Source organism: Actinomadura verrucosospora, assembly GCF_039540335.1.
Classification (GTDB): Bacteria; Actinomycetota; Actinomycetes; order Streptosporangiales; family Streptosporangiaceae; genus Spirillospora; species Spirillospora verrucosospora.
In genome coordinates this window covers 18,844-32,339 of sequence record NZ_BAABEV010000005.1, presented here as the reverse complement: position 1 = coordinate 32,339, position 13,496 = coordinate 18,844, and the positions used below count along the sequence as shown (strand labels likewise).

Genomic DNA, 13,496 nt, shown 5'->3' with positions numbered 1-13,496 from the left:
TTCGCCTCTTCGCGCCTGCACGGTCCATTTGCGTCTCCCTGGGGGGTGGTGGAGGCGATGGGAACGCTCCACAAACGGTCCGGTGATCGTAAGTTGGGCGAAACTCTATGGTCAACACTCTTAATGCGCGTTAATTAGAATATTCAGCGCTCTAATTCGCTATCCTCGTCCGGTGCCCAACCCACCGAACCCGAGGATCGAGCGCAGCAGGCGCGCGATCCTCGACGCGCTGAACGAGTCCTTCCCCGCGACCCGCCAGGAGCTGAGCCGCCGCACCGGGCTCGCGCCGAGCACCGTCGCCGGGATCGTCCGGGGGCTGCTGGCCGAGGGGCTGGTGGAGGAGCATCCGGCAGCCGAGCGCATGGGGCGCGGCAGGCCGTCCTCCCCGCTGTCGCCGCATCGCCCTCCGGGCCATCTCGTCGGCATCGACTTCGGGCACACCCACGTCTCCGCGGCCCTCGCCTCCACGTCGCAGGAAATCGTCGCCGAGGACCGGGCGCCCGTCGACGTGGACGGTTCGGCGGGCAACGCGCTCGACCGGGCGGGGGCCCTGGTCGCCGGCCTGCTCGACCGGTCGGGGGTCGCGGCCGGGTCGGTGCTGCGGACGGTGGCGGGGATCCCGGGGCCGATCAACCAGGCGACCGGCCGGATCCAGTCGGCCACGATCCTCGCGGGCTGGGCCGGCGTCCGGCCTCGGGAGGAGCTCACCGCCCGGCTCGGCGGCGAGGTGCTGATCGCGAACGACGCGGAGCTGGCCGCGCTGGCCGAGCACACGCACGGGGCCGCGCGGAACGTGTCCGACCTGATCTACGTCAAGGCGTCCCACGGCATCGGGGCCGGGCTGATCCTCGCGGGCCGCCGGTACACCGGGGCGTACGGGGCGTCCGGGGAGATCGGGCACACGCTGATCCAGGAGGGCGGGGCGCAGTGCCGGTGCGGGCAGCGCGGCTGCCTGGAGTCGGTGGTGTCGATCGGCGAGGTGTGGCGGCAGCTCATCGCGGCGGGTCTCCCGCTGCCCGAACGGCCCGACGACCTCTCCCTGGACGCCCTGGTCGGCAACCCGGTGGTGGCCCGGATCGTCGCCGACGCGGGGCGCCGGCTCGGGCGCGTCCTGTCCGACCTGTGCAACGCCCTGGACCCCGCGATGCTCGTCATCGGCGGGGAGCTCGCCACGGGAGGCGACGCCCTCCTGGAGGGGATCCGCGAGTCCCTGCGCCGCTTCGCCCAGCCCGCGATCAGCGACCGGGTCCAGGTCCGGTCCTCATCCCTCGGCGCCCGCGCGGCCCTGGTCGGCGCCCTGACCCTCGCCGCCGCGGAGTCCGTCCCCTGACGGCAGGAGACGCCCCGCGGCAATCGCCGCGGCGATCGCCGCCGCGGCGGTGGCCCAGCCGAGCGGATCGAGGGGGACGCAGCCGAAGAAGGTGCTGACACCGGGCGTCTGGACGATGACGGCCAGGAGGGCCGCCGAACCGAGCGTGCTGAGCAGGACGGCGCGGTCGTCGTGGCCCGCCTTGAGCGTCTGGGCGAGCTGGGTGCCGATGAGCGCGACCAGGCCGATGGTGCGAGCGCGGACGGCCGGGCCGGTGAGGCGCCCGGCCACCCAGGCGGCCAGGGCGCCGAGCGTGGTCACCACCGCGCGGTGGGCGATGTCGCGGGTCAGGGCGGAGCCGAGCGAGGTCTCCGGGCCCTCCGCCAGCAGGGCCGTGGTGGCGTCCCGGGTGGGGACGCGGACGGCGATGGCCAGGGCGGGAGCCAGGTCGGTGAGCATGTTCATCAGCAGCATCTGGCGGGCCGACAGCGGAGCGCGGCCGGTCGTCAGCGAGCCGAGCAGGGTGAAGGCGATCTCGCCGAGGTTGCCGCCGACCAGGATGGCGAGGGCCTCGCGGACCGACGCCCACATGGCGCGCCCCTCCACGAGCGCGGAGACGATCGTCTCCAGCCGGTCGTCGGCGACGATCATGTCCGCCGACGCCTGCGCCGCGGCCGTGCCGCGCTGACCGAGCGCGATGCCCACGTCGGCGAGGCGGATGCCGGCGGCGTCGTTGGCGCCGTCGCCCGTCATGGCGACGATGCGGCCGCGTCCGCGCAGGGCGCGCACGACGCGGACCTTGTGGACGGGGGTGCACCGGGCCACGACGTCCACGCCGACCAGGGCCTCCGACAGGGCGTGGTCGTCGAGCCGGTCGATCTCGTCCGCGGTGATGACGCGGTGCTCGACGCCCCCGCCGGCGACCTGGTCGGCGATCGCCGCGGCGGTCGCCGGATGGTCGCCGGTGAGCATGATGATCTGGACGCCGGCGGCGCGGAGGTCGGCGACCGCGGGCGCGGCGGTGGCGCGGACCGTGTCGGCGAGCCCGAGCAGCCCGAGGAAGGTCATGCCGGCCAGCTCGCTCTCGCCGACCGTCTCGCCGTCGTCCGGCATGCGGCGCTCGGCGACGGCGAGGACGCGGTGGCCGCCGGACGCGAGCCGCTCGACGTGCTTGCGCAGGCGCCGCCGGGTGCGGCGGTCCAGTTCGCCGTCCGGGGTGCGGGCGCAGAGCGGGAGCACGACCTCCGGGGCTCCCTTGACGAACACGGTGCGCTCGCCGCCGGAGGTTCCGAGAGTCGCGTGGAAGGCGCGCGACGGCTCGAACGGCAGGCTGTGGATGTGCTTCCACGGACCGCCGAAGTCGCGGTCCACGCCCGCCCGCGCGGCTCCCTCGTCCACGGCGGCGTCGGTGACGTGGCTGTGCCGTCCGTTGCCGGGGACGGGTGTGGCGCGCAGGGCGGCGGCCAGGACGCCGCGGAGAGAGTCGTCCGGCTGGGCGGCCTCCCCGTCGTGGCGGTGGTCGGCGATGCGGGCGAGCGTGATTCGGCCTTCGGTCAGGGTGCCGGTCTTGTCGAAGCACAGCACGTCGACCCGTCCGAGCGTCTCGATGGTCCGCGGGTCGCGGACGAAGATCCCCCGTTCGGCGAGCCGCCGGATCGCGGCCACCTGGGCGGCGCTGACCAGCAGCGGAAGCCCTTCCGGGACGGACGCGACGGCCAGGTTGACGCCTTCGGACAGCGCGCGGCGCAGCGGGCCGCCGCGCAGCAGGCCCGAGGTGACGACGCCGACGGCCGCTCCGACCGCCATCGGCGTCGTGGCCTCGGTGATCTGCTTGAGGCGGGCCTCCACGCCGCTGGACGGGGGGCCCGCGGCCAGCGCGGCGGCCATGGCCCGCCCGCTCTCGGTGGCGTCGCCGAGCGCGACCACCACGGCGGTGCAGTCTCCTGCGGCGATCGTGGTGCCCTCGTAGAGCATGCAGCCGCGCTCGGCGACGTGCCGGGCCAGAGTCGGCGCCGTGTCCTTGGCCACCGGAAGGGACTCGCCGGTGAGCGAGGACTCGTCGGCCTCCAGCCCGTTCGCGGTGACGATCCGGCAGTCGGCCGGGACCGCGTCCCCGGCGGCGAGCACCAGGACGTCGCCGCGGACGAGCCGCTTCGCCGGCACCCGCGTCTCCTCGCCGTCCCGCAGGACGCCGACCGGCTCGCCGGACCTGGCCGAGATCCTCGCGATGATCTCGTCCGCGGAGACCCGCTTCCGGCCGCCGACCAGGCCCGACAGGCCGATCGTCGCGGCGACGAGTGCGGCGTCGACCGGCGAGCCGACCGCCGCCGCGCCGGCCGCGCCCGCGGCCAGCACCGCCGTCAGCGGGTTGGCCAGCTCCTGGACGACGGCCCGCGGCAGCGCCCGGCGGCCCCCTCCGGGGCGCGCGCGGTCCGCGCCGTGCTCGCCCCGGTCGCGCGCCTCGGCTTCGGACAGGCCCCCGGCGCGGCTGTCGAGGCGCTCCAGCACCGCCTCCACGGGCATGGCATGCCACGGCGTGGACGGCAGCGCCGGCGCGGGAACCCGCCGCATCACCTCGCGGGCCGTCCAGGCGCCGTAGGCCATGCCCAGGGCCGCCGCGCCGTTGACGGCGGCCAGAGCGCGGTCGGCCGCCTTTCCGGACGGCCCGGTGAGGGCGAGGAGAGCGGCCACGCCCGTGCCCGACCATGCGAGCGTGACGCCCCGCTCGCTGACGCGGCGCGCGGCGGCGACGGCATCGACGACGTGCGCGGCCGCCGCCGGATCCCGCAGGACCAGCAGGTGCGCGCCCCAGGGCGGCGCCCCGCCCGCTCCGTCCGCCCAGTCCGCCACACCGACGTCGGCCGCGGCGAGCGCCGCCGGATCGCGGGAGATCAGCAGGACGCCCGCGCCGCCCTCCTGAAGTGCGCGGACGGTGGCGGCCAGGTCCGGGCCGCCGGGGGCGGTCTCGTCGGGAGGGAGCGGCAGTTCGACGCCGGAACCGGCCAGGACGATCTTCGTGCCGGCCTCCCGCGCGGCGGTCACCAGGGCGTTCGTCTCCTCCCGCAGGGAGCGGCGCATGCGGATCAGGGCGCGCGGCCGGCCGCCCTCGGCCAGGGCCAGCACCGGACCCGAACCGGGGAGGTCCCGGCCCTCGGCCGGAGTCTCCCCGCCGGGCAGGACGCGCGCGACGGGACCGAGGGACCACCCGTCCGCCTCCCTGACCTCGTCCAGCGCCTCGGGCGCCAGCAGCGCGTGGACGCGCCGGGCCACCTCGGCCTCCGGCGTGTCCGCGAGCACGGCGACCTCGTCCACCACCAGGTCCGCGGCCCGCAGGACGTCGGCGTCCAGCACCACCGTGTCGATCCGGTCCAGATGGCGCAGCGCCGCCGGATCGAGGGGCAGCACTCCCCGGCCGGCCAGCCGGGCGGCGAGCTCGGCCGCGAAGACCTCGCGGGCGGCGCGGGGCGCCTTCGACGCCGCCGCGACCCCGACGTCCAGCGCGCGGCGCGCGCTGCCGGTCAGGAGCCCCCCGAGGACGAGACCGCCGAGGCCGACGGAGAGCATCCGGGCCGCGTGGCGTTCCGGCGGCCCGTCGCGCAGGTCGTGGGAACGACCGCCGGAGACGGGGGCGCATCCGGCCCGCTCGGGCGCGCCGGTCAGTTCGGCTTCGGCGATCCGCCACAGCCGGCCGGTGGCGGCGGCCTCGCGGCGCTGCCAGAGCCGCTGCGCCACGTCGACGACGAGCCCCGTCCCGCCGGGCGCGAACGCCTGCGCGGCGGCCTGCGTCAGCGGCAGCCACCGCTCCACCGGCGCACCCGGAACCAGCCGGGCCAGAACGCCGCGCAGGACGGGCACCACGTCCGCGAAGGCCACCAGGCCCGCGACCTCGGAAGGCAGCACGGCCCGCCCCAGCACCCGTTGCGCCGCCGTGATCGCGAGCCCCACCAGGTCGGCGCCGAGGACCAGCTCCGTCGGGAGCGCCGCGGATCCCCCGGCCTCCTCGCCCCCCAGGACCGCGTCCAGCGCCTCCACGATCTCCAGGACGGACTCCGGTGAGACTTCCTCCGGCACGTGGACGATCAATCGCCCGAGGGCCGAGTTGACCCGCGCCCAGCGCACGGCGGGAAGCCTTTCGACGGCGTGCTCCAAGGCCTGCGCCTCGGACAGCCTCTCCGCCTTGTGCAGGTGACGCAGCTCGATGTGCAACCGCTCCGGGTAGGCGTGGACGGTCCGCGCCGGGCGGAGGGCCTGCGCCGCCATGCCTCCGACTCCGCCGAGGGCGCGTCTCGTCTGCCGGATCGGCACGGCCGCCGCCCGGACGCCCAGGGCTCCCGCGTGGTCCGCGGCGCGGACGACGGTTCCCCCGCCCGGGAGACCACCGGCCGCCGCCGCGCCGCGCCGCAGGAGTTCAAGGACCATGACGCTGCCCTAACCCCGCGAGCAGGGCCTAAGCGCGTATCAGACCCTGTTTGCGGAAGTCGGCCGCTCGCATGACCTGGCCGGCGGGTCGCCGGGCCCGATCAGCCGCCGTCGAGCAGGCGGACGATCCAGACGTGGCCGAACGGGTCGCGGAACCGGCCCATGCGGCCGTACGGGTGGTCCTCGATGGGGTAGACCACGGTCGCCCCGCCCGCCTCCATGCGGGAGCCGACCGCGTCGGGGTCGGGCACGTCGAGATTGATGATCACGGGTGAGCGGTCGAGGCCCAGAGCGGCCGGCCCGGCGTCGACGGCGTCCTCGTCCTTGAGCGTGAGCTGGACGTCCCCGAGGACCAGCCGGACGTGGACGATCTTCCCGTCCGGTGTCTCGAAGCGTTCGGTCTCCTTGAGGCCGAGCGCCGTCGTGTAGAACTCGACGGCACGGCCCGCGTCGTCGACGACGAGTTTCGGGAAAAGGTTCATGGCCCCATCGTGCGGGCCGCCCGCGTTCCCCGTATTGGACGAATTTCCCTCAGAGCGGCACGTGGTTGGGCTGGTCGGGGGAGCGGGGCCGGTACTCGGTCGGCCGCAGCCCGGCGATGTCGCGGAAGTCGCGGATCAGATGTGACTGGTCGGCGTAACCGCAGGTGAACGCGAGCTCCGCCCAGTCGACCGGCCGGTCGTACGGGATCCGCCGGAGCGTGCGCTGGAACCGCCGCACGCGGGCGAAGCGCTTGGGCGTCAGGCCGACGCGGTCGTGGAAGAGCCCGATGAGGCGCTTTCGGGTGAAGCCGAGCCGGTCGGTCACCTCGCCGACGGCGGCGCCCCGGTCGAGCGCCGAGATCGCGGCCTCCAGGGCGGGATCGCGGTCCAGGTCGCCCGCCTCGAGAAGGACCGACTCCAGGGCGTCCAGGATCTCGGCGGGACCGCCGGCCTCCAGGAGCCGTTCCCGCACCACCGCCCCGGCGCGGCCCCAGAGATCCTCCAGGACGACCAGACCGGGCTCGGGCGGGAAGAAGGGGAACGCGCCGCCGGGCTTGAACGCGACCCACGCGATGGCCCGCTGGTCCTCCGTGTCGATGACGGAGGGCCGGGACGTCGCGCCGAGGACCGCGGCTCCGCCGGCCCCGCCGGTGAACGCGTCGGCGTGCAGGTTGACGAACAGCTGGGCGCAGCCGGTCGGGATGGATTGCTCGCGGACGGCGGGGCCGTGCGACTCGGAATAGCCGAGGCCCGCCACGAACGGATCGAGGGCCGGGTGGAGAGGCCCGCGATGGAACAGCACACCCCCAGCCTAAAGGCGCGCTCCGCGGCGTCCCAACTCGTCCGGCCGGCCGTCCGCGGGCGTCACAGCATGACCGCTCCCGCGACGGCCGCCGACGCGACGGCGAGAAGGCCCACGACGTTGACGGCGATGTCCGTTCTCAGGGAACGCTGGTCGGCCACGCGGTTCAGGGTGAAGACCGCCGGGTCGGCCGGGGTGTAGTGCACCGTGACCTCCCGGCCCCGCGCGCCGCCCGGGTCCGGGATCTGCTGGGTGCAGTGGGCGGTGACGGCCGCGCCCTCCCGCGTGGTGAACGCCACGACCGGCGTGATGGTGGTGAGGGTGCCGCCGTCCCCGTCGCTGCTGACGTCCTTGAGCACCGCGATGACCCGGCCCTGGACGGCGATCATGGAGGCCAGCGCTTCGCGGCGGCGGCGCGTGTCGCGGATGTTCCCGGGCAGGTGGAAGGCGCCGACGACGGCCCACGGCCCGCAGAAGCCGAGCAGCGCCCACGGCCAGCCCCGGTCGATCGCGGCGACGACCACCGCCCCGGCGTAGACCAGGAAGAGCGCGAGGTTCGGCACGACCAGGCCGCGGCCGCCTCGCCGGGGCCGGTCGGTGAACCGGTACGCGTGCGGCCTTCCGCGCGGGTAGTGGACTCCGACCTCGCGGCCCGTCCACGCGGCGGTGATCATCTCGCCCCGGTCACCGTCGTTCGTCACGACGACCTCCCGTCCGCTGGACGGGTCGCGGTAGGAGACGACCACGGGTATCCCGCCCTTCCGGGAGCCGCCGTGCCGGGGCTCCCGCACCTGCTCGATCCGCCCCGTGACCCGGACCGTCCGCTGCGCCCGGGTCATCCCGGCCAGCGACAGCCCGTAGCCGACCAGCGCGACCGTCCCCAGAACCGCGCACCACAGCACCAGGTATCCGTGCCAGCCCATACGTCTTCCTCCTGCCAGTTCAGGAACGGTCTGCCGGACACGCCGCCGCGGGTGTCACCGCACCGGGCTGCGCCGCACCACTTCGCCGCGTCCGTCCGCCTCCATCGAGGCCGTGCCTTCGGAGCCGGTCACGGTGATCCTGATGGTGAGGGAGCCGGTGACGCGGTCGGCGGTGAGCTGCCAGCTCCGCGGCGATTCGACGCCGAGGGTCGTCCTGGCCGCCGTGACCAGGGACGGGATGCGGTCGTAGGGCACGGAACGCAAGTCGAAGTGCGGGGCCTCTTTCCCAGTGGGGAGAAAGACGATCGACAGCAGGCGGTTCTGCACGACGAGGGTGACCGCTCGGCGCCTGTCCTTGCCTTGGGTGAGCGAGTCGACGGCCCGGCGCAGCTCTCCGTCGTCGAGCAGCGACCGGCCCGGACCGAGGACCATGGTGCTGGACGCCGACGTCACGATGGTGGTCGACGGCGTGGGCGTGGAGAAGACGGACGGCTTCGGGGAGGGCTGCCGCGCGGCGCCGCCCTGGGGGAACAGGTCGGCACGGAAGAGCAGGACCACCGCGGCGGCGCCGAGCAGCAGGCCGAAGAGCGTGGCGAAACCGGCGGCGGCGCCCTCCGGGGGGTCGCTCACCACGGCGGGCCCGGGCGCGGAGTCGATGCGCGCGCCCGCCGCCCGTTCCTCCCACTCGGGCGTCGGCCGCTTGACGATCCTCACCTGCCATGGCCGGTCCGGCGCGTACTCGACCACCACGACGCTCTGCGGCCGGTAGTCGGGGAGGTCGGCGATGTGGACGTCCTGCCTGATCTCGACGCGGTACGCCGGCGCACCGTCCGGCGCGACCGTGAGATCGAAGCGCACCGGGACGTCGGTCTCCTCGCCCTTGACGGCCTCCCGACTCTCGATCACCGCCAGCGCCGTGCAGGGCGCGACGGACGCCTCCCGGAGGCGCCGCGGCGCCCCGGCGAGGAAGACGAGCAGGCCGTAGACCGCGGGCACCGCCAGACCCGTGACGAACAGCGGCACCCTCTCGATGACGATGCCGGCGACGAGGGCGGCCAGCGACGTCCCCAGCACGCCGCCCGTCAGGAACCCCCGGGCGAGGTCGACGGGAGCCCGGTGCGCGGGCGGCGTCGCCGCCGTGATCGTCATACGGGCGATTCTGTCGGTTTCGGGCGCTGCCCGACAGGTCCTTCTTCACTTGGCGGGAATTTGAGGGATTCCGCGCCCGGTCCATAGTCCCGGGGGCGGCGCTCCGCCGCCGGGACTATGGACAATTCCTATTGCCGTCCCGGCGTGGCAGCCGTCCGGCCGGGCCGCTCCGGAGAGACGCGCACCCCGGCTCGGGGACAGGCGGTACCTGCGACATGGAGGAATCCGAATGCCGGACCAAGGCGACCTTCCGGCGCCGAGCCAGGGGCTCGTGCTCACGCATTTCCTGACCGTCCGGGACGTGGCGGTCTCCAGGCGGTTCTACGCGGACGTCCTCGGCGGTGAGGTGGTGCTCCCGGAGAACCCGGCCATCGTGAAGGTGGCCAACACCTGGATCATCATGAACCCCGGCGGCGGCCCGACGCCGGACAAGCCCGACGTCGTCCTGAGGCCGCCCGAGCCCGGGGACCCCGTGTCGGCCTTCATGAACGTCCGGGTCGCCGACATCGAAGCGTTCCACGCGGCGGCCACCGCCCGGGGGGCGCGGTTCCTGACCGAGCCCCTGGACCGCAAGGCGGAGATCCGCTGCTACATGCGCGACCCGGACGGCTATCTCATCGAGGTCGGGCAGGCCACGGGCATGCTCCACGGCGTCTTCGCCGACCGTCCCGCGCCCGGCTAGGACGCCGGCCGAGGCCTCACGGCGCGGAGGCGCCGCCGTCTCGCGCGGGGGCCAGCAGGCCGCGGACGCGCTCGTACTCGGCGGCCATCTCCGGCGTGGCGAGGAAGTCGTCGAGATCGGCGGAGACCTCGTGGTCGACATCCTCGATGGAGCGGATGGCGAGTTCGTAGAGCTCGCCGCGCCGGCCCTTCTCCAGGTAGCTCTGCCAGTGCCCGAGCGCGCTGATGGCGGTGAGGACTCCGATGTCCAGATCGTCGTCGACGAGGATGCCGTCATGGATCGTCGTCAGCGCCTCCAGCAGCTCCGCGGCGCTGATCGTCCGGACGTTCGCGCAGGCGGCGGCGAGTGCCGCCCGGGCGTCGTCGTCGAGTTCGTCCTCGGCCGCCCCGCTGAGCAGCTCCGGCCGCACCAGACGGGTGACCGTCTCCTCTCCGAAAGCGCGAACGTCCTCCTCGGCGGCTTCGATGACCAGTCGGAGAATGGAGGCCTCAAGCTCGCTGTAGTTCACGCCCGCAGCCTAGGGCTGCCGGAGGTCGAGGAGGGGCCGATGCCGCCAGAGAACGAGGCGCGGCGGCACGAGTGGCGGATCGAGGCCCGGGAGTACGCCCGCCACGAACGCCGCCGCGGTCGCCGGTTCGCGTTCACGCACCTCGTTCCCGCCCGTACGGCGCTGGTGGTGCTCGACATGGTGCCGTTCTTCGTGTCCGCCAACCCTTACTGCCAGGGGATCGTGCCCGACATCCGTCGGCTCGCCGACGCTCTGCGGGCCGCAGGCGGCACGGTCGCCTGGGTCCTGCCCGCGGTGGGCGAACGCACGGCGGTGGGCGACGAGTTCTTCGGACCGGAAGCGGCCGAGGCGTACCGTACCGCCGGCGGCACCGGGCCGATGGCCGAGCGCCTGTGGCGCGGCCTCGCGGTCCGTGCCGACGATCTGCTGGTGGAGAAGTCGGCGGCCAGCGCCTTCTTTCCGGGGCGGTGCCCCCTTCCAGGTCTGCTGGAGGAGCGCGGGGTCGACACGGTCCTGATCACCGGCACCGTCACCAACGTGTGCTGCGAGTCCTCCGCGCGCGATGCGAGCACCCTCGGGTTCCGGGTCATCATGGTCGCCGACGCCAACGCGGCACGCCGCGACCAGGACCACAACGCCACCCTGCACACCGTCTACCGGTCCTTCGGCGACGTGCGCCCGACGTCCGAGGTGCTCGACATGATCGAAGCGAACTCCTAGCGCGCCACCCGTCCGTTCGGAGCGTCGGCCCGGGCGGTGGAGAGGGGGCGTATTCCCGCGGTCCTGCGGCCCCGAAGCGCGCGTTGCCCTTCTCGTTCCTTTACGGACAGTACGTAGTGTCCAGATCAATCTTGTTCTCGGACCGTTCGTGGCCAGGTCACGGACGAACACAAACGGAGGAAAGATGAGTACTGACGAATTTGGTCAGGCGACCCATGTGGGCTCGCACATTAATCTGCTGAGAGATTTATCGGGGGTCGGCGGTGTAGGCCCTGGCACGGTGGACGCCATTGTGGTTCCCACGGTCGCTCCACACCGCGTGGGGCCTGTGATCGCCTTGGCGGAGGCGTTGAAGTGCACGATCGTCCTGTTGTGCAGCACATCCGTGCAGTCGCGGGAGATCAAGACGAGGTACGCGCTGCCCTCGAACGCACTTTGCCTGACGGTCCCGCCATGGCACAGTCACCCGCTGCTCGACTTCGAGCGGCGAGTGATGGAGAAGCATACGGACATCGCGTTGAAGAGGAACATCGGCCTTCTCCTGGCCCGCCTGTGCGGCTGGCGGACGATCCTCTTCTTGGATGATGACATACGAGGCATGGAGCCTTCGCTGATCCGGAGGGCCGCCGCTCTGACCGAGCAGTATCGGGTGGTGGGATTTCAAGTTCCCGATTTTCCGGATAATTCAGTTGTATGTCATGCCAACCGGGTTTCCGGGGGAGCGCAGTCGACCTTCATGGGAGGCAACGCGCTCCTCGTCGACACGCGTCGCGCGGACACGTACTTCCCCGCGATCTACAACGAGGACTGGCTGTTCATGTACGACGCGGTCGCCGATCGCTCCGCGGGCGTCGCGGGGAAGTTGTGGCAGCTGCCGTACGATCCGTTCAGCCGGAACGCCGCCACGGAGGAGTTCGGCGAGCTCATCGCCGAAGGCCTGGTCCGGGCCCTGCACTCCGGCGCGGACGTGACCACGCTCTACTTCTGGATGGACGCGATCAAGAAGCGCTCGCGTTTCATCGAGGAAGTGGGGGACCGCCTGCGCGGGGCTTCTTCCGTGGGGGACGAGCGATCTCCGGATCGCGACCGGATCCTGCGGCGCCTCGACGAGGCGAAGAAGCGTCTCCTGGAGATCTCCCCGCTCGGCTGCCTGTCGTTCTACCGCACCTGGCGGGGGAACGTGGGCATCTGGCAGCGGCAGCTCCTGGACCTTCCCACCTCCCTCACCTCCCAGCAGGCGGTTCGCTACCTGCGACTGTCGAGCGAGTAGGGCTCGCTGGCGGGGGAGGGGTGAGACAGCAAGTGTCCGACGAGCCTGGCCACCCGCGGCCGGTCTGAGTCAGCACGACCGGTCCCGGGGCCTGAAGCCCCGGGACCACCGGCTTCGAGGAAGGGTTGAGCCTTCCCCTAGGGCACGATCGTTCCGTCCCCCGCCACCGCTGCCTGCCGGTAGTCGCTGGGGGAGGTGTCGTAGGCGGCGCGGAAGGCCCGGGTGAAGGCCGAATGGTGGGTGAAACCCCAGCGGGCGGCGATCTCGTGGACCGGCACCCCGTGCTGAGCCGGGTCGGCCAGGTCCCGGCGGGCGCGTTCCAGGCGTTCGCGGCGGATCAGTGCGCCGACGGTGACGTCCTCGTCCTGGAAGAGACGGTACAGATGGCTGGTCGAGATGTGGTGCGCGGCCGCGACGACCGACGGGGTCAGCTCGGCATCGTGCAGGTTCCGAGCGACGAAGGAGCGGATGCTCAGAGTCAGGGTCCGCCGGTGGGCCTCGGGAGAGAGGTCGCGGTCGGCGTCGAGGGTGTGGGCGAACAGGGCCGAGACCAGATCGGTCAGGACGGCGCCGAGCCGGGGGCCGTCGGTGGCCAGGTAGGCGGCGGTGTCGGTGCTGAGGCGGGTGAGGAAGCCGCCCAGTAACGCTCCGACGCCCTCCCGTGCCGACAACGGCCGGCCGATCGCGCGATCGGCGCTCCTGCGCGGGAGCGCCAGGACATCCCGGGGAATCTCCACGCCCACGCACCTGACGGACTGGTCACGCCGCCCGACCTGGACCGTGCAGGGTCGCCAGGAGTTCTGGCCGTGCAGGTCGTAGGGACGGTATTCCGCCTCCCGGTCGTCCCAGCTGGCGCGTGCCACCCCTTCGACGACGAGGGTGAGGTTGTACGTCCCGGGGTCGGAGTGCCTGATGAGTTTCGCCGTCCGCCGGGACAGCAGCGGCTGGACGGTGGACGGCCACACGGTCACCGCGCCGAGTTGCAGGATGCGCTGGTGAGCGCGGAAATCCGCGGCATATTCGCTGCTCAGGTCCACGGGGGCGTGCGTACGCCCCATCCATTCCCGCCAGCGGTCGAATCGTTCGGCCGGGGGGAAGTCCTCGGTTCTGTACACCGTTTCGATCACTGGCTTCCCCAAGTCCGCTCGTTATGGCCATGAGGTTACTGGTCGCTTCTTGGGCGGGCGCCCTTCGCAGCCGTGGACGCCGTGCCCATGCCCCGCCGCGCGGGC

General features: G+C 73.2%; 11 protein-coding genes. 4 read left to right on the top strand and 7 right to left on the bottom strand.

Annotation, left to right across the window (positions count from 1 at the left end; translation table 11 throughout):
- Window positions 1-172: 172 nt before the first annotated feature.
- On the top strand, window positions 173-1,330 hold the full coding sequence (locus ABD944_RS07505; RefSeq protein WP_345173691.1) for an ROK family transcriptional regulator: 1,158 nt from the start codon (window positions 173-175) through the stop codon (window positions 1,328-1,330).
- Here ABD944_RS07505 and ABD944_RS07500 read toward each other — a convergent pair.
- The 5 genes from ABD944_RS07500 to ABD944_RS07480 all read right to left on the bottom strand — a co-directional run bounded on the left by ABD944_RS07500 (window position 1,262) and on the right by ABD944_RS07480 (window position 9,084).
- Window positions 1,262-5,728, bottom strand: a complete 4,467-nt coding sequence (locus ABD944_RS07500) for a cation-translocating P-type ATPase (protein ID WP_345173689.1) — start codon at window positions 5,726-5,728, stop codon at window positions 1,262-1,264. The two genes, ABD944_RS07505 and ABD944_RS07500, sit on opposite strands and share 69 nt — an antisense overlap.
- 101 nt (window positions 5,729-5,829) lie before the next feature.
- Entirely contained in the window at window positions 5,830-6,210 is a 381-nt protein-coding gene (locus tag ABD944_RS07495) for a VOC family protein (protein WP_345173687.1), read from the bottom strand.
- Window positions 6,211-6,259: 49 nt separating this feature from the next.
- Window positions 6,260-7,012, bottom strand: a complete 753-nt coding sequence (locus ABD944_RS07490) for a helix-turn-helix domain-containing protein (protein WP_345173685.1) — start codon at window positions 7,010-7,012, stop codon at window positions 6,260-6,262.
- A gap of 62 nt (window positions 7,013-7,074) precedes the next feature.
- Window positions 7,075-7,935: a DUF3592 domain-containing protein gene (locus tag ABD944_RS07485; RefSeq protein ID WP_345173683.1), complete on the bottom strand. Its 861-nt coding sequence runs from the start codon at window positions 7,933-7,935 to the stop codon at window positions 7,075-7,077.
- A 54-nt stretch (window positions 7,936-7,989) separates the two neighbouring features.
- A complete protein-coding gene (locus ABD944_RS07480; protein ID WP_345173681.1) occupies window positions 7,990-9,084 on the bottom strand; it encodes a hypothetical protein in 1,095 nt (364 codons plus the stop codon).
- Between the two features lie 229 nt (window positions 9,085-9,313).
- Here ABD944_RS07480 and ABD944_RS07475 point away from each other — a divergent pair, with 229 nt between their 5' ends.
- Window positions 9,314-9,766: a VOC family protein gene (locus ABD944_RS07475; protein ID WP_345173679.1), complete on the top strand. Its 453-nt coding sequence runs from the start codon at window positions 9,314-9,316 to the stop codon at window positions 9,764-9,766.
- 16 nt (window positions 9,767-9,782) lie between these two features.
- Here ABD944_RS07475 and ABD944_RS07470 read toward each other — a convergent pair whose 3' ends face one another.
- Complete coding sequence (locus tag ABD944_RS07470; RefSeq protein WP_345173677.1) at window positions 9,783-10,274, bottom strand: hypothetical protein; 492 nt, start codon at window positions 10,272-10,274, stop codon at window positions 9,783-9,785.
- 39 nt (window positions 10,275-10,313) lie between these two features.
- On the opposite strand from ABD944_RS07470, the gene ABD944_RS07465 reads away from it, so the two are divergent.
- Both ABD944_RS07465 and ABD944_RS07460 read left to right on the top strand, forming a co-directional pair.
- A complete protein-coding gene (locus ABD944_RS07465; protein WP_345173675.1) occupies window positions 10,314-10,994 on the top strand; it encodes an isochorismatase family protein in 681 nt (226 codons plus the stop codon).
- Between the two features lie 184 nt (window positions 10,995-11,178).
- The gene (locus ABD944_RS07460; protein WP_345173673.1) at window positions 11,179-12,264 is read left to right on the top strand and encodes a hypothetical protein; all 1,086 of its coding nucleotides are present in this window, start codon (window positions 11,179-11,181) and stop codon (window positions 12,262-12,264) included.
- A gap of 137 nt (window positions 12,265-12,401) precedes the next feature.
- Here the strand turns inward: ABD944_RS07460 and ABD944_RS07455 are convergent, their stop codons facing one another.
- Entirely contained in the window at window positions 12,402-13,379 is a 978-nt protein-coding gene (locus ABD944_RS07455; protein WP_345173671.1) for a helix-turn-helix domain-containing protein, read from the bottom strand.
- Between the last annotated feature and the right edge of the window lie 117 nt (window positions 13,380-13,496).

Coding starts and splice junctions, on each gene's coding strand:
- ABD944_RS07500 (WP_345173689.1), bottom strand. CDS start 5,728: ATGGTCCTTGAACTCCTGCGGCGCGGCGCGGCGGCGGCCGGTGGTCTC.
- ABD944_RS07495 (WP_345173687.1), bottom strand. CDS start 6,210: ATGAACCTTTTCCCGAAACTCGTCGTCGACGACGCGGGCCGTGCCGTC.
- ABD944_RS07485 (WP_345173683.1), bottom strand. CDS start 7,935: ATGGGCTGGCACGGATACCTGGTGCTGTGGTGCGCGGTTCTGGGGACG.
- ABD944_RS07480 (WP_345173681.1), bottom strand. CDS start 9,084: ATGACGATCACGGCGGCGACGCCGCCCGCGCACCGGGCTCCCGTCGAC.
- ABD944_RS07475 (WP_345173679.1), top strand. CDS start 9,314: ATGCCGGACCAAGGCGACCTTCCGGCGCCGAGCCAGGGGCTCGTGCTC.
- ABD944_RS07465 (WP_345173675.1), top strand. CDS start 10,314: ATGCCGCCAGAGAACGAGGCGCGGCGGCACGAGTGGCGGATCGAGGCC.
- ABD944_RS07460 (WP_345173673.1), top strand. CDS start 11,179: ATGAGTACTGACGAATTTGGTCAGGCGACCCATGTGGGCTCGCACATT.